20 protein-coding genes and 1 pseudogene are annotated in these 25,270 nt (G+C 69.4%); 6 read left to right on the top strand and 15 right to left on the bottom strand.

Annotation, left to right across the window (positions count from 1 at the left end; all coding sequences use genetic code 11):
• Positions 1-76 precede the first annotated feature (76 nt).
• Together ACQ66R_RS16030 and ACQ66R_RS16025 are read left to right on the top strand one after the other, a co-directional pair.
• Positions 77-877: a phytanoyl-CoA dioxygenase family protein gene (locus ACQ66R_RS16030; protein ID WP_430423653.1), complete on the top strand. Its 801-nt coding sequence runs from the start codon at positions 77-79 to the stop codon at positions 875-877.
• Between the two features lie 51 nt (positions 878-928).
• On the top strand, positions 929-1,297 hold the full coding sequence (locus ACQ66R_RS16025; RefSeq protein WP_430426325.1) for a YccF domain-containing protein: 369 nt from the start codon (positions 929-931) through the stop codon (positions 1,295-1,297).
• 3 nt (positions 1,298-1,300) lie between these two features.
• On the opposite strand, the gene ACQ66R_RS16020 is transcribed toward ACQ66R_RS16025, so the two are convergent.
• From ACQ66R_RS16020 to ACQ66R_RS16010, 3 genes are read right to left on the bottom strand one after another with little or no spacing between them, the layout of a single operon-like run.
• The gene (locus ACQ66R_RS16020; RefSeq protein ID WP_430423651.1) at positions 1,301-2,509 is read right to left on the bottom strand and encodes an exo-beta-N-acetylmuramidase NamZ family protein; all 1,209 of its coding nucleotides are present in this window, start codon (positions 2,507-2,509) and stop codon (positions 1,301-1,303) included.
• Positions 2,510-2,515: 6 nt separating this feature from the next.
• The gene (locus tag ACQ66R_RS16015; protein WP_430423649.1) at positions 2,516-3,067 is read right to left on the bottom strand and encodes a DOMON-like domain-containing protein; all 552 of its coding nucleotides are present in this window, start codon (positions 3,065-3,067) and stop codon (positions 2,516-2,518) included.
• Positions 3,064-5,385: an ATP-binding protein gene (locus ACQ66R_RS16010; RefSeq protein WP_430423647.1), complete on the bottom strand. Its 2,322-nt coding sequence runs from the start codon at positions 5,383-5,385 to the stop codon at positions 3,064-3,066. The genes ACQ66R_RS16015 and ACQ66R_RS16010 overlap by 4 nt, the downstream gene beginning before the upstream one ends.
• Positions 5,386-5,530: 145 nt before the next feature.
• Here ACQ66R_RS16010 and ACQ66R_RS16005 point away from each other — a divergent pair, with 145 nt between their 5' ends.
• Both ACQ66R_RS16005 and ACQ66R_RS16000 read left to right on the top strand, forming a co-directional pair.
• Positions 5,531-6,106 (top strand): hypothetical protein, encoded by a 576-nt coding sequence (locus tag ACQ66R_RS16005; RefSeq protein WP_430423645.1) that lies wholly within the window; start codon positions 5,531-5,533, stop codon positions 6,104-6,106.
• A gap of 52 nt (positions 6,107-6,158) precedes the next feature.
• Positions 6,159-6,521 carry a metallopeptidase family protein gene (locus tag ACQ66R_RS16000; protein WP_430423643.1) on the top strand — a complete coding sequence of 121 codons (363 nt, stop codon included), beginning with the start codon at positions 6,159-6,161 and terminating at the stop codon, positions 6,519-6,521.
• Between the two features lie 32 nt (positions 6,522-6,553).
• On the opposite strand, the gene ACQ66R_RS15995 is transcribed toward ACQ66R_RS16000, so the two are convergent.
• Positions 6,554-8,887 carry a putative bifunctional diguanylate cyclase/phosphodiesterase gene (locus ACQ66R_RS15995; RefSeq protein WP_430423642.1) on the bottom strand — a complete coding sequence of 778 codons (2,334 nt, stop codon included), beginning with the start codon at positions 8,885-8,887 and terminating at the stop codon, positions 6,554-6,556.
• A 246-nt stretch (positions 8,888-9,133) separates the two neighbouring features.
• Between ACQ66R_RS15995 and ACQ66R_RS15990 the strand changes: the two genes are divergently transcribed.
• Both ACQ66R_RS15990 and ACQ66R_RS15985 read left to right on the top strand, forming a co-directional pair.
• Positions 9,134-10,087 carry an AAA family ATPase gene (locus ACQ66R_RS15990; RefSeq protein ID WP_430423640.1) on the top strand — a complete coding sequence of 318 codons (954 nt, stop codon included), beginning with the start codon at positions 9,134-9,136 and terminating at the stop codon, positions 10,085-10,087.
• 4 nt (positions 10,088-10,091) lie between these two features.
• Positions 10,092-11,447: a vWA domain-containing protein gene (locus ACQ66R_RS15985; protein ID WP_430423639.1), complete on the top strand. Its 1,356-nt coding sequence runs from the start codon at positions 10,092-10,094 to the stop codon at positions 11,445-11,447.
• 45 nt (positions 11,448-11,492) lie between these two features.
• Here ACQ66R_RS15985 and ACQ66R_RS15980 read toward each other — a convergent pair whose 3' ends face one another.
• From ACQ66R_RS15980 to ACQ66R_RS15930, 11 genes and pseudogenes are all read right to left on the bottom strand, one after another.
• A complete protein-coding gene (locus tag ACQ66R_RS15980; protein WP_430423637.1) occupies positions 11,493-12,020 on the bottom strand; it encodes an FxDxF family PEP-CTERM protein in 528 nt (175 codons plus the stop codon).
• A gap of 186 nt (positions 12,021-12,206) precedes the next feature.
• Complete coding sequence (locus ACQ66R_RS15975) at positions 12,207-13,697, bottom strand: MFS transporter (protein ID WP_430423635.1); 1,491 nt, start codon at positions 13,695-13,697, stop codon at positions 12,207-12,209.
• A gap of 12 nt (positions 13,698-13,709) precedes the next feature.
• Positions 13,710-15,185 carry an MFS transporter gene (locus tag ACQ66R_RS15970; RefSeq protein WP_430423633.1) on the bottom strand — a complete coding sequence of 492 codons (1,476 nt, stop codon included), beginning with the start codon at positions 15,183-15,185 and terminating at the stop codon, positions 13,710-13,712.
• Between the two features lie 94 nt (positions 15,186-15,279).
• On the bottom strand, positions 15,280-16,296 hold the full coding sequence (locus ACQ66R_RS15965) for an NADP-dependent oxidoreductase (RefSeq protein WP_430423631.1): 1,017 nt from the start codon (positions 16,294-16,296) through the stop codon (positions 15,280-15,282).
• A gap of 16 nt (positions 16,297-16,312) precedes the next feature.
• Positions 16,313-18,040: a carboxyl transferase domain-containing protein gene (locus ACQ66R_RS15960; RefSeq protein WP_430423628.1), complete on the bottom strand. Its 1,728-nt coding sequence runs from the start codon at positions 18,038-18,040 to the stop codon at positions 16,313-16,315.
• A 271-nt stretch (positions 18,041-18,311) separates the two neighbouring features.
• Positions 18,312-19,547, bottom strand: a pseudogene (locus ACQ66R_RS15955) (biotin carboxylase N-terminal domain-containing protein); the annotation flags it as partial.
• A gap of 201 nt (positions 19,548-19,748) precedes the next feature.
• Entirely contained in the window at positions 19,749-21,953 is a 2,205-nt protein-coding gene (locus tag ACQ66R_RS15950) for a molybdopterin cofactor-binding domain-containing protein (RefSeq protein WP_430423626.1), read from the bottom strand.
• Positions 21,954-21,958: 5 nt separating this feature from the next.
• Complete coding sequence (locus ACQ66R_RS15945) at positions 21,959-22,423, bottom strand: (2Fe-2S)-binding protein (RefSeq protein ID WP_430423624.1); 465 nt, start codon at positions 22,421-22,423, stop codon at positions 21,959-21,961.
• 107 nt (positions 22,424-22,530) lie between these two features.
• Entirely contained in the window at positions 22,531-23,526 is a 996-nt protein-coding gene (locus ACQ66R_RS15940; protein ID WP_430423622.1) for a sensor histidine kinase, read from the bottom strand.
• Between the two features lie 119 nt (positions 23,527-23,645).
• A complete protein-coding gene (locus ACQ66R_RS15935; RefSeq protein WP_430423620.1) occupies positions 23,646-24,359 on the bottom strand; it encodes a TPM domain-containing protein in 714 nt (237 codons plus the stop codon).
• Positions 24,359-25,267 carry a TPM domain-containing protein gene (locus ACQ66R_RS15930; protein WP_430426323.1) on the bottom strand — a complete coding sequence of 303 codons (909 nt, stop codon included), beginning with the start codon at positions 25,265-25,267 and terminating at the stop codon, positions 24,359-24,361. Before ACQ66R_RS15930 ends, ACQ66R_RS15935 begins: the two co-directional genes overlap by 1 nt.
• Positions 25,268-25,270 lie beyond the last annotated feature (3 nt).

Raw genomic sequence — 25,270 nt, 5'->3', positions numbered from 1 at the left:
TCCCCCTCCCCCTACGGGTGAGGAGAGTCGCACTCGCCCCCTCGACTTCGCCTCGCGCAGGCGTTCTCCTAACGGAATGAACGACCTTGGACGCCTGCCCCGGCCCCACCCCCTCAACCGCGACTTCGACTGGATCGCGGCGCGGCGCGACGGGCTGGAACGGCTGACGCCGGAGCATGTGGACCAGTTCAACGCCGAGGGCTTCTTCGTGCTTCGGGACGCCTTCACGGCCGACGAGATCGCCGAGGTCCGCGCCGCCATCGATCCGTTCGAAGAGGCCCACGTCGCCTATGCCCGCCAGCGCGGAGGAAAGGTGCGACTGACGGACGCCGACGCGATCACCTTCACGCTGCACCTGGTCCGCAAGTCGCCCGTGCTGAAGGCGTTCTCGGCCCACCCCACCATCCAGGGCGTCTGCCACGACCTGATCGGGCCCGACGTGCGGCTCTACTGGGACCAGGCGGTCTACAAGAAGACCGAGAAGGTCCAGGAATTCCCCTGGCACCAGGACAACGGCTACTCGTTCGTCGTGCCGCAGCAGTACCTCACGCTCTGGGTGCCGCTGATGGATGTGGACGAGGCCAACGGCTGCCCCTGGATCGCGCCGGGCCTGCACCGGCTGGGCACGCTGGAGCACCGCGCCACCGAGATCGGCCTCGTCTGCCTGGACAGCGCCCCGGACGCCGTGGCGGCGCCGGCCAGGGTGGGCGACGTGGTGGTGTTCTCTTCGCTGGCCCCGCACCGCACCGGTCCCAACACCAGCGACGCCGTGCGCAAGGCCTACATTCTGCAGTACGCGCCCGACGGGGCGGTGGTGCACACGGAGGATGGCCAGGTCGTCCTCCAGGACGACCCCGAGCGGCAGTATCTGATCTAAGACCGCACGGGATCGTTGGAGCCGGCGCGTTGCTGGTGCAGGGTCATGGCCATGCGCCTTCTCTTCAACATCCTCTGGTTCATTTTCGGCGGCTGGATCTCGGGCACGCTGTGGCTGCTGGCCGGGGTGATCCTGGCGATCACGGTCGTGGGCCTGCCCTGGACGCCGGCGGCGTTCCGCCTGGCCGGCTTCAGCTACTGGCCGTTCGGCAGGGTGATCGTCGAGCGCGACACCGGGGCCGTCAGCGTGGTGCTGAACATCCTATGGCTGCTGCTGGCCGGCTGGTGGCTGGCGCTGCACCACCTGGCGCTGGCGGCCGCCCTGGCAGTGACGATCATCGGCATCCCATTCGCCTGGCAGCACGTGAAGCTGGCTATGCTGTCGCTCATCCCGGTCGGCAAGGGCGTGGCCGAGGTCTGACCCTCAGTAGATCAGGTGCGGCCTGCGGGTCTCCAGCCAGGCGGTTTCGTCCGGCGTGGTGATCGCATCGAGGTCGGCCGCCGTCGCCTGAGGATCGTCGACCCATTCGCGCAGGCCCGGGCCGCCATTGATCACGTCGATGGCGAGATGGCCCTCGGTGTACTCGTACTTGAACTCCAGCCCGCGCCAGAGCGGGTAGTCCGGATATAGGCGGCGGATCGCCTTGAACCCCAGGGCCTGAACCCGCCACGGGCGGAACGCGGCGTGGTCGTACGACGGCTGCTCGGTGTGGATCTGCACCCCGCTGCACAGCTTGCCGACGTGCTTGTGGAACGTGGGCTCGAACCAGCAGTCGCGCAGGATGCAGCCCGCCAGCCAGTGCGGAGCGAGCGCGCGCATCTCGGCGATCACGGCGCGGGCGTCGATGTCGGGCGCACCGAACAGCTCGAGCGGCCGCGTCGTGCCCCGGCCCTCCGACAGCGTGACGCCCTCGACCATGACGGTCCCGGCGTAGGCCCGCGCCATGGAAAGGTTTGGCGCGTTGGGGCTGGGGTTGACCCACGCACGCTCGCCCAGCGGCCAGCCGTAGCCGGGGCCCGCATCCGGCGCCCAGCCGTCCATCTCGATCACGCGGTAGTCCACGTCGAGACCGAAGTGGCTGACGAACCAGCGGCCCATCTCGCCCATGGTCAGGCCGTGGCGCATCGGCATCGGGCCGGCGCCCACGAAGCTCTCGTAGCCCGGGAGCAGGGTCAGGCCCTCGACCGGGCGGCCGGCGGGATTGGGACGGTCCAGCACCCAGACCGCCTTGCCGTGCTGGGCGGCGGCCTCCAGCACGTAGAGCAGCGTCGTGACAAAGGTATAGATCCGGCAGCCCAGGTCCTGCAGGTCGACCAGCAGGACGTCGAAGGTCTCCATCGACGCGGCCGTCGGGCGGCGCACCTCGCCGTACAGGCTGAACACCGGCACGCCGTGGACCGGGTCGTTGAAGTCCGGGGACTCCATCATGTTGTCCTGCTTGTCGCCGCGCAGGCCATGCTGCGGCCCGAAGGCGGCGGTCAGGTCGATGCCTTGGCAGGCCGCCAGCGCATCCAGCGAGTGAGTCAGATCGGCGGTCACCGAGGCCGGGTGCGCCAGCAGGGCCACGCGCTTGCCGGCGAGCGGGCGGCGCAGCTCGGGCTCGGACAGAAGGCGGTCGATACCGAATTTCATGAGGGATCAGGCGGCAGGAGGCGGCAGGGAAAGGGCGAAGGCGTCAGCGTGGTGGAAGTCGGGTTTGCCCGGCGGATGGGCCAGCGCCCAGTAGGCGCGGGTCCGGTCATCGGCCTCAAGCACCGCCGACAGGCCCACGCGCCATGGCCCGTCGGTCGGCAGGCCCCGCAGCGCGCCGACATCCAGCGCCGCCCGCAGCTCGAACCGCGTCCGCCCGCCCTCGGCGTCGATGAACGGGGCCGGCGTGTCGGGATCGTCGGTCCGCTCGCGATAGCCGCTGAACGCAAAGGCCGCCCACTGCGACGACGGCGCCAGGTTGAACTCGTAGTAGGCCGCGTCGCCCGGCGCCCGCAGGAACACCTCGAAACAGGTGTGCTCCCACAGCCCTTCTACGCGCGTCGGCGCGGATCTGGGCGGCGTTTTCAGCCCCGACATCCGGCCGGTCACGACATAGCTCAAGGTCAGCACCCCGCCGGGGCCGCGGTCGATGGCCACCTCTACGTGCTCGGCGGCGTTGCTGGCGAACTGCGGGTGCGGCGTGAGCTCGACCGACCTCATCGGGCGAACCCGAGCTCGGGCTGGCTGACCGTCTGCGCCTCCTCGGGCAGGTGGCAGGTGAAGGTCGCCCCGGCGCCGGGCTCGCTCTCCAGCGCCACCCAGCCGCCGTGCAGCTCGGTCAGCGCCTTGACCAGCGCCAGGCCCAGGCCCGGGCCGCCCCGCTCGCGGCCGATGAAGCGGTCGAAGATGTGCGCCTGGACGTGGAAGGGGATGCCGCGCCCGGTGTCCGACACCTGCAACTGCACCTCGCCCAGCGCCTTGCGCGCTGCCAGGGTGACCGTGCCGCCGGCGGGCGTCTGGCCGATGGCGTTCTCCATCAGGTGGTCCAGGACCTGGGCCAGGCGACGACGGTCGCCGCGGATCGTGCCGACGTTGGTCGCCGGCTGCAGGACGATCGAGATCTTGTTGGGCTCGGCCTCGTGATGCCAGCGGCTGGCGGTCTCGAGCAGCAGGTCGGCGACGTTCACGTCGCTCAGGTCCAGCGCCATCTCGTCGGCGTCGATCTGGGCCATGTCGAGCACATCGTCGATCGACCGCGCGAGCTGCGTCGCCGCCGTCTTCACCGAGGCCGCATAGCCGCGCGCGCGCTCAGGCAGGGCGTCGCCCGAATGCTCGAGCAGTTCGGAGTAGCCGATGATGGTGGTGAGCGGCGTGCGCAGCTCGTAGCTGACGTTGCCCACGAAATCGCGCTTGAGCCGCTCGGCCTCGCTCAGCGCCTGCTCGCGGTCGGCCAGCGCGCTTTCCAGGCGTCGCGCGTCGGTCACGTCGGTGAAGGCGATCAGCGTCGCGCCGTCCGGCAACGGACGGGTCCGGTACTCGACCATGCGGTCGTCCGAGGTCTGGACCTCGCCGGTGATCGGCATGCGCGCCGCAGGATCCGGGTCGGCGACACGGCCCTTCAGCTCGCGCCAGAAGCCCATGTCGTGCAGCTTGTGGACGCACAGCTCGACCACGCCCTCGAAGTCGCCGGCGGCCTCGAGCTGCAGCGGCGTGATGTTCCAGAAGCGCTCGAAGCTCTCGTTGTGCAGCCGGATACGGCCATCCGAGCCGAACACGGCGACGGCGTCCGACAGCTTGTCCAGCGTCGCCTGCTGCACCTGGATCAGCGCATTGTACTGCGCCTTCATCTTCAGTTCGCCGGTGATGTCCGAGAACAGGATCAGGAGGCCGCCCCGCGGGTGTGGCTGGCGAACGACGCGCAGCGTGCGGCCGTCGGGCAGGCTCCACATGTCGTCCGGCGCGCTCTCCAGCTGTTCGTAGCGGCCCAGCTCGGCGGCCTTCCACTTGGCGTAATCGGCGGTCTCGGGCAGCCGGCGCCGCTGCCGCAGGCGGTCCAGCACCTCGCCATGGGTCGGCCGTTCGGTCAGCCAGGCCGGCTCCAGGCCCCAGAGATCGGCCAGCGGCGTGTTGTGGAAGCTGACCCGCTTGGCGCGGTCGAAGATCACCACCGCGTCGTCGATGCGGTTGAGGATCTCGTCATGGGCCTCGACGTTGCGCTTGGTCTCCTCGCGAGCCTCCTCCAGATCGGTGAGGTCGTCGGTCCAGACGCCGACGCCGCCGCCCTCCAGGGGCTGGGCCGCGATCAGGAAGGCGCGGCGCCGACCATCGGCCGAGAGCCAGCGCACCGCCTCGCGTCGCTGGCCCAGGTTGGCCGCTTCCGAGGCCACGGTGTCGGCGCCCTTGTCGAAGGTCAGCCCCCGCTGCGCCGCCTCGTCCAGGCTGGCGACACCCACCGTCTTGAGCCACGCGGCGTTCACCCAGACGGGCGAGCCGTCGGCGGCGGCGATCCAGGCGGGGCATTGGCGCGCGTTCAGGAAGGCGGCGAAGCGCGGCGCGGTCGGCAGGCCCTGATCCTCGCCAAGCGCCGCCGACACCCGCAGCCAGGCCAGCGCCCCGGCCGCCCGGCCCTCGACCGTCACCACGCCGGCCGGGCCCTTGACCTCGAAGGCGCAGGCCTCGCCGCGCTCGATCAGCCCGCGCAGGCGGCGCGTGTGGTCAGGATCGGCGCGCATCAGGGCGTTGAGCAGGAACTGGGGGTCGGCCTCGGTCAGCCCCAGCGCCTCGCAGCAGACGCCCAGGCTTTCCTCGCCCGAAGCCAGCAGCGCATGGCCGTCCTCGACCGCCAGCAGAGCGGAATCAAACGCCTCGGCCGAGGCCTGGGCGGTCTCGGCCCCCAGCTCGAGCTGGCGGATGCGCGCCCGCAGTTCCGCGATCCGCCGGTCGGCCGCGCGGCGCTGGGCGAACGCCCAGAGGGCGGCCGAGATGGCGAGGCAGACCGCCCCAGCCGCCGCCGCCAGCATCAGTTCGTGCGCGTTCATCGATCCCCGGCGAATCGTAGGCGGTCAGCTTAGGGCGGGACGGCCCGGGCCGCACGTGGCGTCGTGGTCGCGCACCACGGTGAACGCGCGAGTTTGAGGCTGGCCGATCTTGCCGCCTTGGTGTCGCCGTGCGCTTTGGGCGACAATGCTGACGATGACGGCGATCCTCTACCCCGTGGCAACCAACGCCGAGCAGGCGCTGAGCCGCCCCCTGGGCCGCGCCGCGCGCGAGAGCGACGCGCGGCGGCGCGCGGGCGAGCCCGTGGTGTTCGCCACCGATCCCGTCGGGCCCGCCTTCGCCACTCGCGAGGCCGCGCTCGACGCCTACAAGAGCCGCGTCGAGGACGAGCGCACCGGCGCCACGCCCGAGGCCGAGGACCGCTACTGCCGCCTCATCGAACAGGTGGCCGAGGGGACAAGAGCGCCGCGCCCGGTCGAGCCCACCTATGCCGACGGCCACCGCTGGCCCGCGCCGGCCAAGGCGCCACGGACCGTCTGGCGGCTGGCGGTCTCGTACTGGCGGATTGGCACGGCCGATCGGCCGCTGGAGGCGCCTCAGGCCCGGGTGGCGCGTAAGTCCGGTGAAGCGCTCGACGCCGAGACCCTGCGGGCCATCACCCGCACGCCCATGCGGCCGACAAAACCGCAGCAGCCGCTGGACATCGGATTGTTCGAGGTGCGCCCGCCCGAAGCGCCCCATATCGTGATGCCGGATGAGTGACAGCGATCCCTTGACGAGCGGGCCCTGGGGCCGCGCGCCTTCCCTGGACGAAATGGCTGAGATCGCCGAGCGCGCATTCGCGGCCCTGCCGGCCCCGTTCCGCAAGATGGCCGGCGAGGTCGTGTTCCGCGTCGACGACTTCCCGGCCGACGACGTACTGGATGAGCTGAACATCGAGGACCCGTTCGGCCTGACCGGCCTCTACTCCGGCGTCAGCCTGGCCGACCGCTCGGTGTTCGGCGGCGCGCCCGAGCCCAGCCGCGTGTTCCTCTACCGCCGCCCGATCCTGGACGAGTGGGCCGAGAACGGCGAGGTCACGCTGGAGGAACTGGTCACCCACGTTCTGGTCCACGAAATCGGTCACCACTTCGGCCTTTCCGACGGCGACATCGACCTGATCGAAGCGGGAGCCTGAGCTTTCCTTTCCCACGCCGTGGGCGAGGCAGACTACGCCCGGCGCTTGCGGCTCTGAGGGCGGGCCTGCTCGCGGCTCTCCGCCAGGAACTCGAGCAGCTTCTCGATCGGTTGGGGCCGCGCGATCAGGTAGCCCTGGGCCATGTCGCAACCCATGCCGGCCAGCACCGAGAAGCAGGCGTCGGTCTCGATTCCCTCGGCCACCACCTTCAGGCCCAGGCTGTGGGCGAGGTCGATGGTGGAGCGCACGATCAGCGCGTCGCGCTGGCTGCCGGTGACGTCGGCGACGATGGAGCGGTCCAGCTTCAGTTCGTGACCGCGGATCTGCTTCAGATAGGCCAGCGACGACAGGCCCGAGCCATAGTCGTCGATCGAGATCGACACGCCCATGTCGGCGAAGGCGTCCAGCATGGCGAGCGCCACGGCCGGGTTCTCGATGACCGCCGTCTCGGTGATCTCGAAGCAGATGCGGCCCACCGCGTCCTTCAGCGCATCGCGCGCGAAGTCGATGAAGTCGGGCTCGCCCAGCACGCGGCCCGAGATGTTCACCGCCACCGACAGTTCGTAGCCGGCCTCGGCCATGACGCGCTGTTCGGCGATGGCGCGGCGCACCACCCATTCGGTCAGGGCGCGGATGTGGCCCGTCTCCTCCGCCATTGTGATGAAGACGTCCGGGAAGATCATGCCGCGCACCGGGTGGTTCCAGCGCACCAGCGCCTCAGTCCCGGTGACGGCGTTCTTGCGCATGTCGAATTTGGGCTGGTGCCACAGGACCAGCTGCTCCTGCAGGATTCCCGTCAGTAGGTTCGACATGAGCGACAGATTGGCGGCCGGGTCGCCATAGGCCTCGGCGTCGAACACGGCGGTCTTGCTGCGGGCGGCGCGGGCCTGGTCGACCGCGATGCTGGCGCGCTCGATCGAAGCGGCGACGTCCTCGCCCTCAAGAGGGGCCAGACCGAGGGAAAGCGCCACGTCGATGGGTTCGCCCTGAACCCGCACGGGCTGTTCCAGAGAGACCAGGAGGCGAGCCATATCCTCGAGCGCCGCCGCCTCGCCGTCGGCGATCAGCACGAAGCCCAGCATGTCGCTGGCGATCCTGGCGACGCCGCAGGTGGGCGCCAGGCCGCCCAGGCGGTTGCCCACCATCCGGACGGCCTGGGCCGACAGCTTGTGCCCCAGGGCATGGCGCATGTGGTGGAAGCGATCGAGGCCCAGGGCGCACACATAGACCTGGCCCTGCGGGACGTCGGTCAGGCCGCCCACCAGCCGCTCCAGCGCGTGGCGGTTAGGCAGGCCGGTGTCGTCGTCGTGCATCGCCTGGTGGGTGATCTTGCGTTCGCGCTCGCGGATCTCGGCGGCCATCGTGTTGAAGCTCGACGCCAGCCGGCCGATCTCGTCCTCGCCGTTGACCTCGACGTGGGCGTCCTCCCCGCGCTGGAGGCGGTGGGCGGCCTCGTCCAGCTCCGAGATCGGACGGGTGACGCTCCGGGCCAGCGCCCAGCTGCCCCAGCTCACCACCGCCAGGCCGGCGGCCCCCAGCAGGCCCACGATCAACAGCAGCGGCTCGTAGGGCGCCAGCGCCAACGCCAGCGGATAGCGCAGTAGCAGCACCGCGCCGCCGCCGGGCTCCAGGCTGGGCAGCGGCTTCACAAGGGCCACGGTGCGGCCGCTCTTCAGCCGCAGGTCCTGGGGCGCCGCGGCGCCGCCTTTCAGCGACCGCTCGACCATCTGCCGCACGGCGGCGGAGTTCAGCTCAGCGGGGGCATGGGCGTTGGTCCAGGCGCCGCCGGCCGCGCGGTTCAGCACCATGGCGTCCAGCGGAATGGCGGCCAGCTTCTCCAGGGCCTGCATCTCGGTTTCGTCCAGCCGCTCGGCGAAAACGACCCAGCCGATCAGTTCGGGCGACAGGACCGGCGCGCTCACCAGCTGGTAGGGCTCGCCCGCCAGGCGGAACACGCCGGACGGGTCGTCGGCGGTCTCGAAGGCCTTGGCCAGCCGCGCCTGGTCGTCGGGCGCGAAGCTGGCGCCCACGATCTGGCCTGCGGCGTCGACCATGAACGCGTGGTCCACGCCCATCCGGCTGCGCAGGTTCTCCAGCGCCGACTCGATGGTGGGCGCATCGCCTGTGGCCGCCGCCGCGCGGAAGCCGAAGTCCCGCGACAGCAGGCTGGCGCCTTCCCGCAAGCGCTCGGAGCGCAGGGACCAGACGCGGTCGAACACCGTGCCGGTGGCGGCGAGCTCGGCCCGCACCTGTCGCTGGGCCGCGCCCGAGATCGCCCCGAACACGGCGACCGACACAACCAGCAGCACCACTCCGAACAGGGCGGCGTAGAGCACGGTCAGGCGGGTGGAGAGGCGGCTGAACATGTCAGTGCGCCCCTTGCACGACGCGCGGGTTCGCAGGCCCGCGCGCCGTGGTCGGGCGACGACGGGCGAGGGCGAACGCTGGGGTCGCGGCGCAATACATCACACGCAGGGGTACACGCCGGAGGTGAAAGCGGCGTAAAGCCTGAATTCACAGGACTTTGGCTGAGACTCAAACGCCCGTTTGCCTCCGCCCGGCGGCCTTGGCACAATCGGGCTTTCAGACGTGCATTTTCGAAAGTCGTTCCATTGACCCTTTCCCCAACGGCGGCCAATTCGGCCGCGGCCGATCCGCTCGCCAGCGTCGAATCCCTGATCGAGGGGCTGGGTTCGGTCGGATACATCGCCTCGCGGCGCATCGCGACGGCGCTCTTCATGTCCGTGAAACTGCAGAAGCCGATCCTGGTCGAAGGCTCGGCCGGCGTCGGCAAGACAGAACTCGCGCTCTCCACCGCCAACCTGCTGGGCCTGCCGCTGATCCGGATGCAGTGCTACGAGGGCCTGGACGAGTCCAAGGCGCTGTACGAGTGGAAGTACGGCAAGCAGCTGCTCTACACCCAGATCCTCAAGGACCGGATGGGCGAGCAGCTCGCCGATGCGCCCAACATGGAGGCGGCCATGGATCGCCTCCACGGCATGGGCGATCTGTTCTTTTCCGAGCCCTTCCTGGAACCCAGGCCGCTGATGAAGGCTCTGCGCGAGGACAACGGTTGCGTCCTGCTGGTCGACGAGGTCGACAAGTCGGACGAGGCCTTCGAGGCCTTCCTGCTGGAAGTGTTGTCGGCCTACCAGGTCTCGGTGCCCGAGCTCGGCGTGATCGCCGCGAAGACGCCGCCGCTGGTGTTCCTGACCTCGAACAACGTCCGCGATCTGGGCGACGCACTCAAGCGCCGTTGCCTGCACCTGCACATCCCACTGCCCGAGGCGTCGCTGGAGGAGAAGATCGTCGCCAGCCGGGTTCCCGGCATCGAGGCGCGTCTGACGCGCGAGCTGGTGGCCTTTGTCCAGGCGCTGCGGACCATGGATCTGCGCAAGTCGCCCTCGATCTCCGAGACGGTCGACTGGGCGCGCGCGCTCGTGCTGCTGCACGCCGACAGCCTCTCGGCCGACGTGGTGCGCGACACGCTGAACGTCATCCTGAAGTTCGAGCAGGACATCGGCGCCATCGAGCCCCAGGTCGTCGAGCTGCTGCACAAGCGCTAGCCCGATGCAGCACACGCTGGAGCTGTTCTTCCGGGCCCTGAGGGCCGCCGACGTCAAGGTCTCCCCCGCCGAGGCCATCGACGCCTCGCGCGCGGTCACGGTCGTCGGCTACGCGGACCGGACCCTGTTCCGCGACGCCCTATGCTCGACGCTCGCCAAGTCGGCCGAGGAGGTCGACCGTTTCGACTCGGTGTTCGAGACGTTCTTCGCCCGAGATTCGGTCTCCGTCCCGCCGCCGTCGCGTTCGCCGCAGGGCGAGCCCAGCGAGAGCGACATGCAGGCCGTGGCCGACTCGCCGCTGGCCCAGGCGGTGTTGCAGGGCGACGCCACCGCGGTCCAACAGTCGATGGAGGAGGCCGCCCGCAGAGCCGGCGTCGCCGACATCCGCCTGACCACCCAGCGCTCGCGCCTCACCCGCCGGCTTCTGGAGGAGATGGGGCTGGAGGAGATCGAGAAGATCATCGCCAACGCGCGCCGCATGCCCGGCCAGGAAGGCTTGGCCGACCGCCTGGACGAGGCCCGTCGCAACCTGTTCGGCCAGGCGCAGTCGTACGTCGCGCGCCAGCACGACCTGTATGCGGCTGGCTCGGCCAGGGAGCTGCGCGAGGAGCGGCTCGCCAGGAAGCAGCTGAACGCCGACGGCGGGGTCGATCCGGTCGACTACCAGTTGATGGCCGCGCTGGTGAAGAAGATGGCCAAGCGGCTGGCCGCCAAGTACTCGCGCCGCCGCCATATCGCCCACAAGGGCCATCTGGACGTCCGCAAGACGCTGCGCCGCAGCCTGGCCTACGGCGGCGTGCCGTTCGACATCCAGTTCAAGGTCAAGAAGGTCGACAAGCCGTCGATCGTGGCGATCTGTGATGTCAGCAAGTCGGTGGCCGCGGCCGCGCAGTTCCTGCTGACCTTCCTCTACTCGCTGAACGAGGTGGTCGATCGCCTGGAGGCCTTCGCGTTCTCAGGCCGCATGATCAGCGTGAACGAGATCCTGGACGACCACGGCGTCGAGCAGGCGATCTTCCAGGTGCTGCAGCAGATCGGCTTCCAGCAGACCGACTACGGCCGCTCCCTGCAGGACTTCTCGGAACAGCATCTCGACAAGCTGGACCGCCGCACCACCGTGATCATCCTGGGCGACGGCCGCTCGAACTTCGCCGACCCGCGGCTCGACCTGATGAAGGAAATCCACGACCGCAGCCGCGCGGTGATCTGGCTGAACCCGGAGCCCGAGAGCTACTGGGCTCAGGGCGACAGCGTCATGCACCGCTACGCCCGGTTCTGCCACGTGGCCAAGCAGTGCGGCACCATCGAGCAGCTCGAGCGCATCATCGACGACGTGCTGCGAAGCTACGTTCCCCACTGAAGCTGAGGGCGCCCGGCGCCTGAGCCGGACGCCCTCGTCGTGTCGTCAGGCCATGACAGGCGTGCGCTGGCGACGACGCAGCATCGCGCCGGCGCCGGCGAAGCCCGAGATCATCAGAGCCCAGGTGGCCGGTTCCGGAACCGCGGCCATCGACGGCGCGAAGGTCACGACGCCGCTGTAGGACGCGTTGCCGCCGCCCACACCCTGCAGCCGCAGAGTCTGGGTCGTGCCCGCGGTCACGCCGACGTCGTTGAGCAGCCGGAACTCATTCTGGCCGACCACCATCGGGGTGAACTCGATGCCGTTGAACGCCACCGAGGACCAGGTGATGTTCTGGCTGCTGGTGCTCATCGTCGACGTCACGACGAAATCGGCCGTGCCGGTGGGCAGGGTGAAATCGAACTGGTCGTCGATGGCGGTGGTGGTGATGCCGGTGTTGCCGAACGTGAGGGTGAAACCTCCGTCCTCGCCGACCGGCCCCATGTTGATGTAGGTCGCTGCGCTGGCGGCCGAAGCCATCGTCAACGCCGCGACCGACGCCGCGAGAGAAAGTACAAAGCGGTTCAAACTCATAACTCCGTGTCACATGTCCCCGCGGACGAACACGAAATTGTCTGATTAGTTCCAGAATACGTTCGGCTTATTATTCAGAGACCGCTGTCGGCCACAAATAAACAAGACCGCAATTCTTCATTCAGGCGAGTAGAATTTCGACACAGCCCGTCATGGGCGAGTCGGTCCGGCCTGATGAGGGGGCGATCAGGAACTCCGGCCCTCGCTGACATCGGCGGCCCGCTTCAGCTTCAGGGCCGTCATGATCGCTTCGTGCCGCGTGCGGGTGATGGCGTAGGGCATGAACAGCAGAGCGCCCAGGATGCACATGGCCGACGGCAGCGGGCCCCAGGCCAGGACGAGGCTGCGCAGCACCTCCTCGGGAACGACCGCCCCCACCTGCCGGCCGGCCTCGGCGGGGAAATGCATCAGGTCCAGAGCGAAGCCGCCCAGCATGGTTCCCATGCCCCCGGCGGCCTTTCCGGCGAACCCCAGCCCTGCGAAGTAGAGCCCTTCGCGCCGCACGCCGAACTGGTGCTCATGCTCCTCTGCGGCGTCGGCCATCATCGACGGATAGGCGATGAAAATCAGGCCCGTCCCGACACCGGCCACCAAGGTCGAAGCCATCAGCCAGTTCAGAGCCTCGCCCGCTACCGGGCTGAAGACACCCGCCGCGCGCAGCCCGGGCAGAACGGTCCAGGCGACGATCACCAGGGCGAAGCCCAATAGGACCACCGACTTCTTCTCCATGCGCCGCAGGAGCGGCGGCGTCAGCGGAATGCCCGCCGTGATGCCGAGCAACAGGGCGTAGGCGATGAACTGGATCGTCTCGGGCCGCAGCTTCCAGACGAAGACATAGGTGTGGTTGTTGAGCGCGGCGCCCACGCCGGCGGCGCTGGCGAACACCAGCATCGAGGTGAACAGGGTGCGGAACGAAGGATTGCGGAAGATCTCGGCCAGCTCGCCGGGAAGCCGGGGCAGCATCGGCGCCGCCGGCGTGGTGGGCTGGGGCAGGCTGGCCGCGTAGCGCCAGACGCCGGCGCAGCTGATCAGCGCAAACACCAGGATCAGGGCCGCAATCCACCATCCGAAGGCGGGATAGGCGGTCCGGCTCTGCAGACCGGCCTGGCCGGTGAAGAACAGCGAATAGGCCAGCGCGGTGATGACGACGGTGGCGACGATGCCGCCCAAAAGGCGGTAGGCGACGATCCGGGCGCGCTCGACGTAGCCGTCGGCCATCTCCCCGCCGAGGGCGAAGTAGGGGATGTTGAACATCGAGGCAAACGCGCGGACCCCCATCTTGGTCATCGTCAGCCAAACGAACAGCAGGAGGGGCGACAGCGCGGAGGGCGGCGCGAACAGCAGACCCATGGTGATGAAGGTCAGGGGGGCGCCCACCAGCATCACCGGCAGCCGCCGCCCGAACCGCGACCGGACGCTGTCGGACCACGAGCCGATCAGCGGGTCGGCGGCAGCGTCAAGGCACATGCTGATGGCCAGCGCGACGCCCACCATCGTGCCCGACAGACCCAGGACAGCCGTGTAGTAGAAGAACACGAAGCCGTTCACGGCCAGGTAGCCGGACTCCACCACCTGGCCCAGGCTGTAGAAGAACTTGACGCGACCCGGCGGCTTCAGCTCGCCCTCATGCGCTACGCCGTCCTGCGCCGGAACGCCCAGACCTTCTGCAACCGACAACGGAGGTTCTCCTTAAGCCGCGGTGGCGCGAGTGCGGCGAAGCGCCGTGATGATCTCGGCGTGGCGGGCGCGGGTGATGGCGTAGGGGGCGAAGATGAGGGCGCCCAGGACGCAGAGCGCCGAGCAGAACGGCCCCCAGGCCAGGACCAGCCCGGCGAGCACGCTCTCGTCGATCACCGCGTCAGGCTGTCGCGCCAGTTCGTGGGGGAAGCGCAGGATGTCGAGCGCGAAGCCGCCCACCATGGTGCCGACCCCGGCGGCCGCCTTGCCGGCGAAACCCAGGCCCGAGAAGTAGAGCCCCTCCCGCCGATGCCCGAACAGGTACTCATGCTCCTCGGCCGCGTCGGCCATCATCGAGGGATAGGCGATGTAGACCAGCCCCAGGCCCAGTCCGACGACGAGCTGGGTGGCCAGCAGCCACGGCAGGGCGTCCAGGCCCGCCGGCGCGAATATCCCGCTCGCGCGCACCACCGGCAGCAGCGTCCAGCCCACGATCAGCAGGCCGAACCCCAGCGCCACCACGGTCTTCTTCTCCAGCCGACGCAGCAGAATCGGCGTCACCGGCACCCCGATCGTTATGCCCACCAGCGACGCGTAGGTCATGAACTGGATCATCTCGGGCCGTAGCTTCCAGACGAAGACGTAGTTGTGGTTGTTGAGCGCCGCGTGGGCGCCCGCCGCGCTGGCGAAGACCACCATCGACAGGAAGAGGATGCGGAACGAGCGGTTGCGGAAGATCTCGGCCATCTCGCCCAGCAATCGGCGCGCCATGGGCTCGGGCCGGGACGTCGGCTGGGGCAGCGTGGCGGCGTAGCGCCAGATGCCCGCGCACGAGATCAGGCCGAACACCAGCACCACGACCGCGATCGTCCAGCCGAACGCGGGATAGTTCTCGGGCCGCTGCAGCCCGCCTTTGCCCGCGAAGAATACGGAATAGGCCACGGCCGTGATCGCCACCGTCACCACGATGCCGCCCAGCAGGCGATAGCCCGCGATCCTGGACCGTTCGGCGTACCCATCGGCCATCTCGCCGCCCAGCGCGAAGAACGGAATGTTGAACACCGAGGCGAAGGCGCGCACCGCCATCTTGGTGATCGTGAGCCACAGAAACAGCATGAAGGGCGTCAGCGCCGACGGAGGGGAGAACAGCAGGCCCATGCTGACCATGGTCAGTGGTGCGCCGATCAGCATCAGCGGCAGGCGCCGGCCGTACTTCGAACGCACGCTGTCCGACCACGAGCCGATGATGGGGTCGAAGGCGGCGTCCAGGCACATGCTGATCGCCACCGCGGCGCCCACCAGGCTGCCCGACATGCCCAGGACGGCCGTGTAGTAGAAGAACACGAAGCCGTTCACGGCGATGTAGCCGGACTCGACGACCTGGCCCACGCTGTAGAAGAACTTCACCGACGCCGGCGGCCGCAGCTCACCGTCGTGCGCAGCAACATCAGGCGTCGCAGGGACGCCCGCACCTTCCACGACCGCCACCTGGTTCCTCCCGAGCGGTTCTTGTTGGGAAGAACGGTATCCCCCTGGCGGCCCCTGGCAACTCTGACGCCACGTCACGGGACGCGGCGGCGCCTCAAGGTTCGGGCGAAACCTGGATCAGCAGCTTGCCGTCGTGGGCGCCGGTGAACAGTCGCTGCAGGGACTCCATGGCGCCCTCCAGGCCTTGATCCACGTGCACCTTCCACTTCAGCTGGCCCGACGTGACCCACGGGATCAGCTCGGCCATGGCCTCGCCGGCGCGGGGCAGGAAGTCGGTGACGATGAAGCCGCGGATGGTGATCCGGTGCATCAGCGTACGGGAGAAATCGGTGGGCCCCGACGGCCGGCTGTCGTCGTTGTACGTCGAGATCATGCCGCACAGGGGCATCCGGCTGTAGTTGTTCATCCGGTTGAACACGGCGTCCATGATGTCGCCGCCCACGTTCTCGAAGTTGACGTCGATCCCGTTCGGGCAGAGCCGGTCCAGCGCGGCGCCGACGTCCTCGCTCTTGTAATCGATGGCCCCGTCGAACCCGAGCTCGCCCGTCAGCCAGTCGCACTTGGCCTTGCCGCCGGCGATGCCGACGACGCGGGCGCCCTTGAGCTTGGCGATCTGGCCGGCGATCGAACCGACCGCGCCCGCGGCGGCGGAGACCACCACCGTCTCGCCGGCCTGCGGCTTGCCGATGTCGCACATGCCGAACCAGGCTGTCAGGCCCGTGGCGCCGAGCACGCTCATGTAGGCGGTCAACGGCACGCCGGGCAGTTGCGGCGTGGGCATCAGCATCGCGCCATTCGCGATCACATGACTGGTCCAGCCGCCCAGGCCTGTGTTGACCACGTCACCCTGCTTGAAGCGATCCGACCGCGAGCGTTCGACCACGCCGATCGACCCGCCGCGCATCGTGTCGCCGATCTGCACCGGCGGCATGTACTGGTCCTGGTCGCTCATCCAGATCCGGTTGGTGGGATCGAGCGACAGGTACAGCGTCCGCACCAGCACCTCGCCGTCGGCCAGGTCGCGGATCTGTTCCTCGACCAGCTCCAGGTCGCCCGGCTGGATCTCGCCGGTCGGCCGGCGCCGCAGCACCCATCGCTTCAGGTTGGCCATCGACGTTTCCTCGCTCTCACCATGTGTCCACAAAGGGACGCTTCTTTCCCGCGCGCGCCGGCGGGATCGGACAGGCTTTCAGTCCGCGTACCAGCCAGGCGCGTGTCTCGGCCGGATCGATGACGGCATCGATCTCCAGGACGGACGCCACCGACAGCGCCTTGCCCGTCTCATACATGCGGCCGACCAGCTTCTCGAACAGCGCCTGCTTGGCGGCCGGATCCGGCTGGCCGTCCAGCTCCTTGCGATAGCCCAGGCGCACGGCGCCTTCGAGCCCCATCGGTCCGAATTCGGCGGTCGGCCAGGCGATCGTCATGGCCGGAGCCGAAAAGTCGCCGCCCGCCATCGCCTGGGCGCCGAGGCCATAGCCCTTGCGCAACACCACCGTGAACAGGGGCACGGTGAGACTGGTCGCCGTCACCATCAGCCGCGATCCGCGGCGGACCGCGGCGGCCTCCTCGCTGGCCGGGCCCACCATGAAGCCGGGTGTGTCGCACAGCGACAGCACCGGGACATCGAAGGCGTCGCACAGCTGCAGGAAACGGCCGGCCTTCTCGGCGCCCTCGGCGTCGATGGCGCCGCCCAGATGCCTGGGGTCGTTCGCGAAGAGGCCCATGGGCCGCCCCTCCACCCGCAGGAACCCGGTGATGACGCCCCGTCCATAGCCGCCGCGCAGCTCGATCCACGTGCCGGTATCGGCGAGGGTCCGGATGACCTCGCGCACATCGTACGCGCGGACCCGGTTCTCCGGGATCAGGTGACGGAGACGCCGCTGGTCGTCGCAGGTCCAGTCGCGCAGCCGCCCCTGGAACATGCCCAGGATTTGCTTGGCCGCGGCCGTCGCCTCGGCCTCGGCCTCGGCCAGAACGTCGATCGAGCCGTTGGCGAACATCACGTCCGAAGGGCCGATCTGGTCGGGCGTGAACACGCCCAGCCCGCCGCCCTCGATCATCGCGGGACCGCCCAGCCCGATGTTGGAGTTGCGCGTGGCGATGGTGACGTCGGCGCAGCCGAAGAAGATGGCGTTGCCCGCGAAACAGCGGCCTGAGTTGATCGAGATGCGCGGCGCGAGACCCGACAGCCGCGCAAAGGTCGTGAAGCTGGTGGTGTCCAGCGACGAGGCTGAAAGCTGGCCCACGTCCACGTCGCCCGGCCGCCCGCCGCCGCCCTCGGTGTACCAGATGACCGGCGCCTTCCAGTGCTCGGCGAACTCCAGCACCCGGTCGGTCTTCTTGTGATTGAAGTGGCCCTGGGTGCCGGCCAGCACCGTGTAGTCGTAGGCGAGCCCCACGCAGCGCGCGCGATCCTCGCCGAACAGCGCGGCGTTCACCTCGCCCACGCCGGCGACCATGCCGTCGGCCGGCGTGTTGACCTGCAGGTCGGCCAGGTCCCGCCGCCGCCGCTGGGCGGCGATCGCCATAGCGCCGTACTCGCTGAAGCTCCCGGGGTCGAACAGGTCGTCCAGGTTCTCGCGCGCCGTGCGCTGGCCGGTCTTGCGGCGCCGCGCCACCGCGTCGGGACGCGCGCTGTCCAGCGTGATGCGGTGGCGTTCGATCACCTCGGCGAGGTCGGGACGGATGTGGTCCAGGTCGATCGCCGCTTCCGCCTCGTCGACCGCGCCCGCGCCTTCGACAGCCTCGATGAAGGCCAGGGGACCGCCCTCGAACACGGTCTCGCCCATCTCGACGGCCACGCCCCGAACGATCCCCGCCACGTCGGCGGAGATGACGTGCTCCATCTTCATGGCCTCGAGGATGACCAGCGTCTGGCCGATGGCAATGACTGCCCGCCTGGGCCGCGAGCCCGATGACCGTGCCCTGGAGAGGCGACCGCAGGGCCTGCGCGCCCGCGGGCGCTTCCGGCTCGGACTGGACGGCCGTTCCCGAGCCCGAGGCGGCGGCCTCGAAGTAGAGCCGGGGGTGGGCCTCGGGCTCGCCGGCCAGCTCGGCCATGTGCTCTTCGATGAAGCGGGTGTGGACGTCGCCCTGCGCCACGGCCGGCTGAGCCAACAGATTCTGCAGGAAGGCGATGTTGGTGGCCGAGCCGTCGATGCGGAACTCCGACAGCGCGCGATAGGCCTTCGCCACCGCCCGGCTCAGGCCGCCGTCTCCGGCGTGCACGATCAGCTTGGCCAGCAGGCTGTCGAAGCGGGCGCTGGTCCGGTAGCCGGCGTAGCCGAAGCCATCCACGCGCACGCCAGGGCCTGAGGGCGGTTCGAAGACACTGAGCACGCCGCCTGCCGGTCGCGCCGACCCGTCGGGCCCCATGGTCTCCAGGTTCACGCGCGCCTGCACGGCATGACCGCGCGGCGCGGGCACTCGGTCCTGGGTCAGCCCAAGGTCGGCCAGAGAGCGGCCCGCGGCGATCTGCAGCTGCAGGCGGACGAGGTCGAGGCCGGTGACCTCCTCGGTGACCGTGTGCTCCACCTGCAGGCGCGCGTTGCCCTCGATGAAAACCACGTCCTCGCCGTCCACGAGGAACTCCATGGTGCCCAGGCCGCGGTAACCTGCGGCCTGGGCCAGCGCGACGCCATAACCGAAGAGGCGCTCGCGGACGGCCATCGGCAGAGTGTCGGCGGGCGCGATCTCGATCACCTTCTGCCGCTGCCGCTGCAGCGAGCACTCGCGGTCCCAGAGATGGATCACGTGCGCGCCGTCGCCCACGATCTGCACCTCCAGGTGCCGGGCCCGCGGCAGAAGCCGCTCGAGGTAGAGGTCGCCGTTGCCGAAGGCGGCCTTGGCCTCCGAGGCGCAGCGCTCGAAGGCCTCTTTCAGCTCGTCGAGCGTCGTGGCTGGCCGCATGCCGCGCCCGCCCCCGCCGGCCACCGCCTTGACCATCACCGCCCCGTTGGCGGCGAAGAAAGCCTTGGCCTGTTCCAACGTCGTGGGCCCGTCCGTGCCCGCCAGCACCGGCACGCCGCACTGCTGCGCGAGCGCCCGCGCCCGGCCCTTGTCCCCGAACAGCTCCAGCGTCTCGGGTGTGGGACCCACGAAGGTTAGCCCTGCCGCCGCGCAGGCCCGGGCGAAGGCCGCATTCTCCGACAGGAACCCGTAGCCCGGATGCACCGCGTCGGCGCCGGCGGTCTTCGCCGCGGCCACCACCTGGTCGATGTCGAGATAGGCGGCGGGACCCGAGCCCTTCAGGGCCACCGCCTCATCGGTCTTGCGCGTGTGCAGTGAGGCGGCGTCGTCTTCCGAGAAGACGGCGATGGTCGTGAGGCCCATCTCGGCCGCCGTCCGGGCGATCCGCACAGCGATCTCGCCTCGGTTGGCGATCAGCAGCCTCTGCACGTGGGCGTTCCCTCAAACACTTGTTGGAACCCATCATGCGCACAGACGCGCGCGCGCCAAGGCCGCTTGTTGAATTCATGGCGGCTTGTGCGCGTGAGAGCCCTCAACGCAAAGGGCCTCCGCTCTCGCGGAGGCCCTCGCATCTTGATGTCGGCGCCGTCGCTACGCCTTCAGCATGTCCGGCGTGATCGGCAGGCTGCGGATGCGCTTGCCGGTGGCGGCGAAGATCGCGTTCGTCACCGCAGGCAGGGCCGGCGGCAGCGCCGGTTCGCCCAGGCCGGTCGGCGGGAACTCGGTCTTCAGGAACTTCACCTCGACCGGGAAGGACTCGGCGATCCGCATCAGCGGATAATCGGTGAAGTTGGACTGCTGGGTCGCGCCGCCCTCGATGGTGATCTGCTGGTGCAGCGCCTCGGACACGCCATCCAGGACCGAACCCTGGACCTGGTTCAGCGCGCCATGAGGGTTGATGATGGTGTGGCCGACGTCGGCCGCCACCCACACCTTCTTGACCTTCACCGAGCCGTCCCCGGCCACCGCCACATGGGCCACCTCGGCGAAATAGCCCTGGTGGCTGTAGTAGCAGGCGACGCCCAGGCCTTCGCCCTTGGGCAGCTTGCCCCGAGTGTCCCAGCCCGACATCTCGCCCACGGCCTTCAGCACGCCGCGCATGCGCCCGGCGCCGAAAGCGGCCGGCGGCGTGCCGACCACCGCCTGATCGCCCAGCAGCTTGATCTGGAACGCCAGCGGGTCGGCGCCGGCGGCGTGGGCCATCTCGTCGATGAACGACTGGAAGACGAAGGCCAGGGCGTTGGAGCCCGGCGCCCGGAGCGGCCCGGTGGGGATCGCCATCGGGATCATCGAGACGTCGTACTTCACGTTGGGCACGAAGCGCGCCGGGAACTCCGAGCCCGGCATGCCCGCGCTGGCCGCAATTGCCCCGTTCTGCGAGAACGTCACGAAGTGGTCCTGCAGCGCGATCAGGTTGCCCTGCGCATCCACGCCGCCCTTCAGATAGTGGTACCCGCCCGGCCGGTAGTGGTCGTGGGCCATGTCGTCTTCGCGGGTCCACAGCAGCTTGACCGGCGCGCCGGCCTCGCGCGCCACCCAGGCCGCCTCGACCATGTAGTCGTTAGCCAGTCGCCGGCCGAAGCCGCCGCCGCCGCGGACCATGTGCACCGTGATGTCCTCGGGCTTGATCCCTAGGGTCTTGGCCGTCAGCTGGCGGCCCGGCTCGGGGTTCTGGGTCGGTGCCCAGATCTCGAGCTTGCCGTCCTTGAACTCGGCCGTGCAGTTCTGCGGCTCGAGGTTGGCGTGGCTGAGGAAGGGATAGCTGTAGGCCGCCTCCACCGTCTTGGCCGAGGCCTTGAGCGCGGCGGCGACGTCGCCGTCGTTGCGGGCGTTGCGCTGCGGCGCGCCGGCGTTCAGCGCGGCCGCCTGCTCGGCGAAGCTCTTGGTCGACTGGGCCTGGGTGGGATGGTCGGCCCACTTCACGTTCAGCCTGTCGCGGCCCTTCTTGGCCGCCCACCAGCTGTCGGCGACCACGGCCACCGAGGGCAGCAGGCCCTGGCCGATGTTGCCGGTCGGGAACAGCCCGTTCGGGTCGCCGTCGATGACGATGACCTTCTTCACGCCCTTGACCGCCTTGGCGGCCTCGACGTCGGCGCTGGCCACCTTGGCCCCAAACACCGGCGCCTTGACGATGCTGGCGTACAGCATGCCCGGGCGGACCTGATCGATACCGAACAGCGGCTGGCCGGTGACGATCTTCTCGACGTCGTACTGGGCCATCGGCTTGCCGATGATGCGGTAGGTCTTGGGATCCTTCAGCGTCAGCGACTTGGGATCCGGCGGCGTCACGCTGGCGCAGGCCAGGGCCAGCGAGCCGTAGCTGCGCTTCTTGCCCGAAGGCTTGTGGATCACCTCGCCCGGCGCGGTGACACAGTCGGCGGGGCCGCAGTTCCAAGCGGTCGCGGCGGCCTGGATCAGCATGGCGCGGGCCACGGCGCCGACGCGGCGCAGCTCGTCCCAGTGCAGCGGGGTGGCCATCGAACCGCCGGCGAACTGCCGGCCGAACGCCTTGGGATCGTTGTCGGCCTGGACGATGCGGACAACCTCCCACGCCACGTCCAGCTCCTCGGCGATCAGCATCGGCAGCATCGTCTTGATGCCCTGGCCAACCTCGGGGTTCTTGGCGGTGATGGTGACGACGCCGTTCGGCGCCACGCTGACGTAGGCGTTCAGCGGGCGGACCGCGTCATCCTGCGCCTGGGCCTTGCCCGCCAGCGAGAAGCCCAGGGTGAGGCCGCCGGCCGAAACGCTGACCAGGACCTGGCGGCGGTTGGCTTTGAGATCGTGATAGGTCATGGCGCTCACGCCTCCTTCTGGCCGGAGGCGCGCTTGATGGCGGCGCGGATGCGGACGTACGTGGCGCAACGGCAGATGTTGCCGTTCATCGCCTCATCGATCTGGGCGTCGGTGGGCTTGGGCGTCTTCGTCAGCAGCGCGGTGGCGCTCATGATCTGCCCGGCCTGGCAGTAGCCGCACTGGGCCACGTCCAGCTCCATCCACGCCGCCTGGACCTTCTTGCCGACGGCGTTCTTCGACATGCCCTCGATGGTCGAGATCTTGGCCTTGCCGACGCTCTCCACCGGGATCTGGCACGAGCGCATCGCCTGGCCGTCCACGTGCACCGTGCAGGCGCCGCAGGCCGCGACGCCGCAGCCGTACTTGGTGCCCACCATGCCCAGCGTATCGCGCAGGACCCACAGAAGGGGCGTATCCCCCTCGACGTCGGCGCTGAGCGCCTTGCCGTTCACGTTCAGCGTATAGGCCATGCGAGCGTCTCCCATTCGAAACGATGGTACCGCGCAGATCGGGACTGGCAAAGGCGCGGAACGCTGATTTCCGCGCAGAAAGCGCAGCTCGGCGCCGATCAGCGCCGCTAGAGCTCGCCCATCGGAAAATGGATATCGGCCTGGAAGCCCTGCGGGTCGAAATTCGCCGCGACCCGACCGCCGTTGTTGCGCAGCGAGACGTCCAGCAAACGGGTGCCGAATCCGCGCTTCGAAGGCGTCGAGACGGGGGGCCCTCCCAACTCCTGCCAGCGCAGATGAACCTCCCCTTCCGGCGCGCCCAGGACGCTGAGCAGGACCCGTCCGGTCGGCGACGACAGCGCCCCGTACTTCACCGCGTTCGTGGACAGCTCGTGAAGCAGAAGGGCGAAGGCCACAACCGCGTCATTGGCGACGTGGATCTCCCGCACCCCGGGGCCGATATCGAACCGGCTCGCGTCGAACGGGGTCAACGCGCGGCCCAGCAGGTCGCCCAACGGCAGCGAACCGTCGGCCACCTCGGTCACCAGATCCTGGCTGTCGACCATCGCTTGCAGGCGCGCCATCAAAAGATCTGCGAAGGCCTTCACGTCGGTGGCGCTACGCGCCGTCTGCGACACGAGGGTCATGAGGATCGTGAAGCCGTTCCGGGCCCGATGCGCCAGCTCGCCGAAGACCAAGTTGCGGCGCTGCTCGATGGTCTTGCGGTCGGTGATGTCCAGGGTGGCGCCCACCACGCGGCGGATCCCGTGCGCGTCCTTCTGCACCCGCCCGCGCTGCTGCAACCAGCGCGACGCGCCGTCCGGTCCCGGCCGGGTTCGGAACTCGAAGACGAGCTCGCCGCCATCGGGCCGGTCGGCGGCCTCGCGGTAGGCGGCGCGCACCGCCTCCAGGTCTTCCGGATGCACCTGGCCCGGATAGTCCTGGATCATCAGGGATTGGTGGGGTGTCACCCCCAGCAGTTCGCGATTGCGGGCGTTCCAGGTGAGCACCCCCGTGGGGACATCCCATTCCCAGATGCCGATCCCCGAGGCCTCCACGGCGGCTTCCAGGCGGCGCAGCCGCTCACGCAGACTATCGATCGAGTCCTGCTCGTCGGCGTTCAAAACCAGCCCCCACGCCAGCTTCCTGCTTCGTCAACTGAGCGACGAGCGCTTAAGCCGCTTAGTTGGCGTATCGCGTTCTTGCAACACAGGCATGGCTCTGGGTTGCAATGTCCTGCGACCTATGCGCGCGGTAGAACAACCAGGGCGTCGGGCAGTTCGTTGGGGTTGTCGCCTGGGCGGGCGGGGAAGCGCTCAGCGAGGATGTCGGCGCAGAGGCCGATCGCGCGGCCGAACCCGGTCGCGACGTCGCCGCGTCGCAGAACTTCGACCAGGGCCGCCATCGGCTTGTCCCAGGTCCCCTCCGCCACCTGCTCGTGGATCGTCTCGTCCGCGATCAGCTCGGCCATCCGCTCGGCCAGCGAGACATAGATCAGCACCCCGGTCCGCTCGCGGGTCGCGTGCAGGTTCTTGGACAGGAATTGCTCCTCGGCGCGCTGGCGCACCCTGTCCCGCTTCATGCCGCGCGGGGTCAGCGCCCGGCGCACCGGCGGGATGGCGACCAGGAACAACGTCACCGCGAAGAGCACGACCTGCAGCATCAGGGTCCCGACCAGGGCGGCCTGGGCCGTGGCCTCGCCCACCTCCTCCACCTGTGCGGCTGTCCAGCCGCCGAACATGCCGATGTCCGGCGCGGTCACTTCCACGCCGGCCAGCAGCAGGATCGCCGGGGCCAGCAGGGCGACGCCCGCGCCCCAGGCCAGCGGGGTGGCGTGATAGTCGGCGCTCTCCTCGGCGACCACGCAATAGATCTCGCCGGTCGTGCGGGCCTCGGCCGCGCGCACGGCGGCCTCGATGGCGGCCCGATCCTGCGGGGTCAGGGGGCTTATGCTCATCACCAGCTCCCCGAGGCGCCGCCGCCCCCGCCCGATCCGCCGCCGCCGGAGAAGCCCCCGCCGCCGCCGAACCCACCGCCTCCGCCACTCCAGCCGCCACCGCCGCGCCGGCTCACGCCGTCCAGGATCATGGGCAGCAGCCACCACAGGCCGCTTCCGCCAAACCGGCGCCGCACGCCGAACATCCGCAGCACGCCGCTCAGCAGCCAGAGCACGATGAAGATGACGATGATCGGCAGCACGAACGAGACGTCCGAGCCGCCGTCGTTCGCCGCGGCCTTCTGGGCCTCGGCCTCGGCCACCGCCGCCTGGGCCTGGTCGGCGGGCAGGCCGATCTGGCGCACGATCTGCTCGGCGCCCGCCACCACGCCGTCCTCATAACGCCCCTCCCGGAAGGCCGGCAGGATGGCGCGGTGGATGATCAGGCTGGACAGCGCGTCGGTCAGCACCGGCTCCAGGCCATACCCCACCTCGATGCGGACCTTCTTCTCGTTGGGGGCCACGATCAGGATCACCCCGTCGTCCTCGCCCTTGCGCCCGATGCCCCAGGTCCGCAGCAGCTGGTAGCCGTAGTCCTCTATCTCATAGCCCTGCAACGTCGGCAGGGTAGCCACCACCAGCTGGTGGCCGGTCTGCTTCTCCAGCGCCGCCAGCTCGGTGGTCAGCTTGGCCTCGGCGGTCGGCGACAGGATCTCGGCGTTATCGACCACCCGCCCGGTCAGCGGCGGGAACTTCGGCGCCGCCAGCGCGATCGTCGGCAGGAAGAGAAGCGCCGCGAGCAACAGGGACGACGCCCTTCTCCCCTTGCGGGAGAAGGTGGCGGCCGCAGGCCGACGGATGAGGGGTCGCACCGCCGCAAGGAGCGAGACGGCCGCTGGGAAGACGGAGAGGCCATCGAAACCCCTCATCCG

Source organism: Phenylobacterium sp. (assembly GCF_965284355.1).
In the GTDB taxonomy this organism is placed as follows: Bacteria; Pseudomonadota; Alphaproteobacteria; order Caulobacterales; family Caulobacteraceae; genus Phenylobacterium.
Note: the sequence above shows the minus strand (reverse complement) of the source record. Positions and strands in the feature narration are given on the sequence as shown.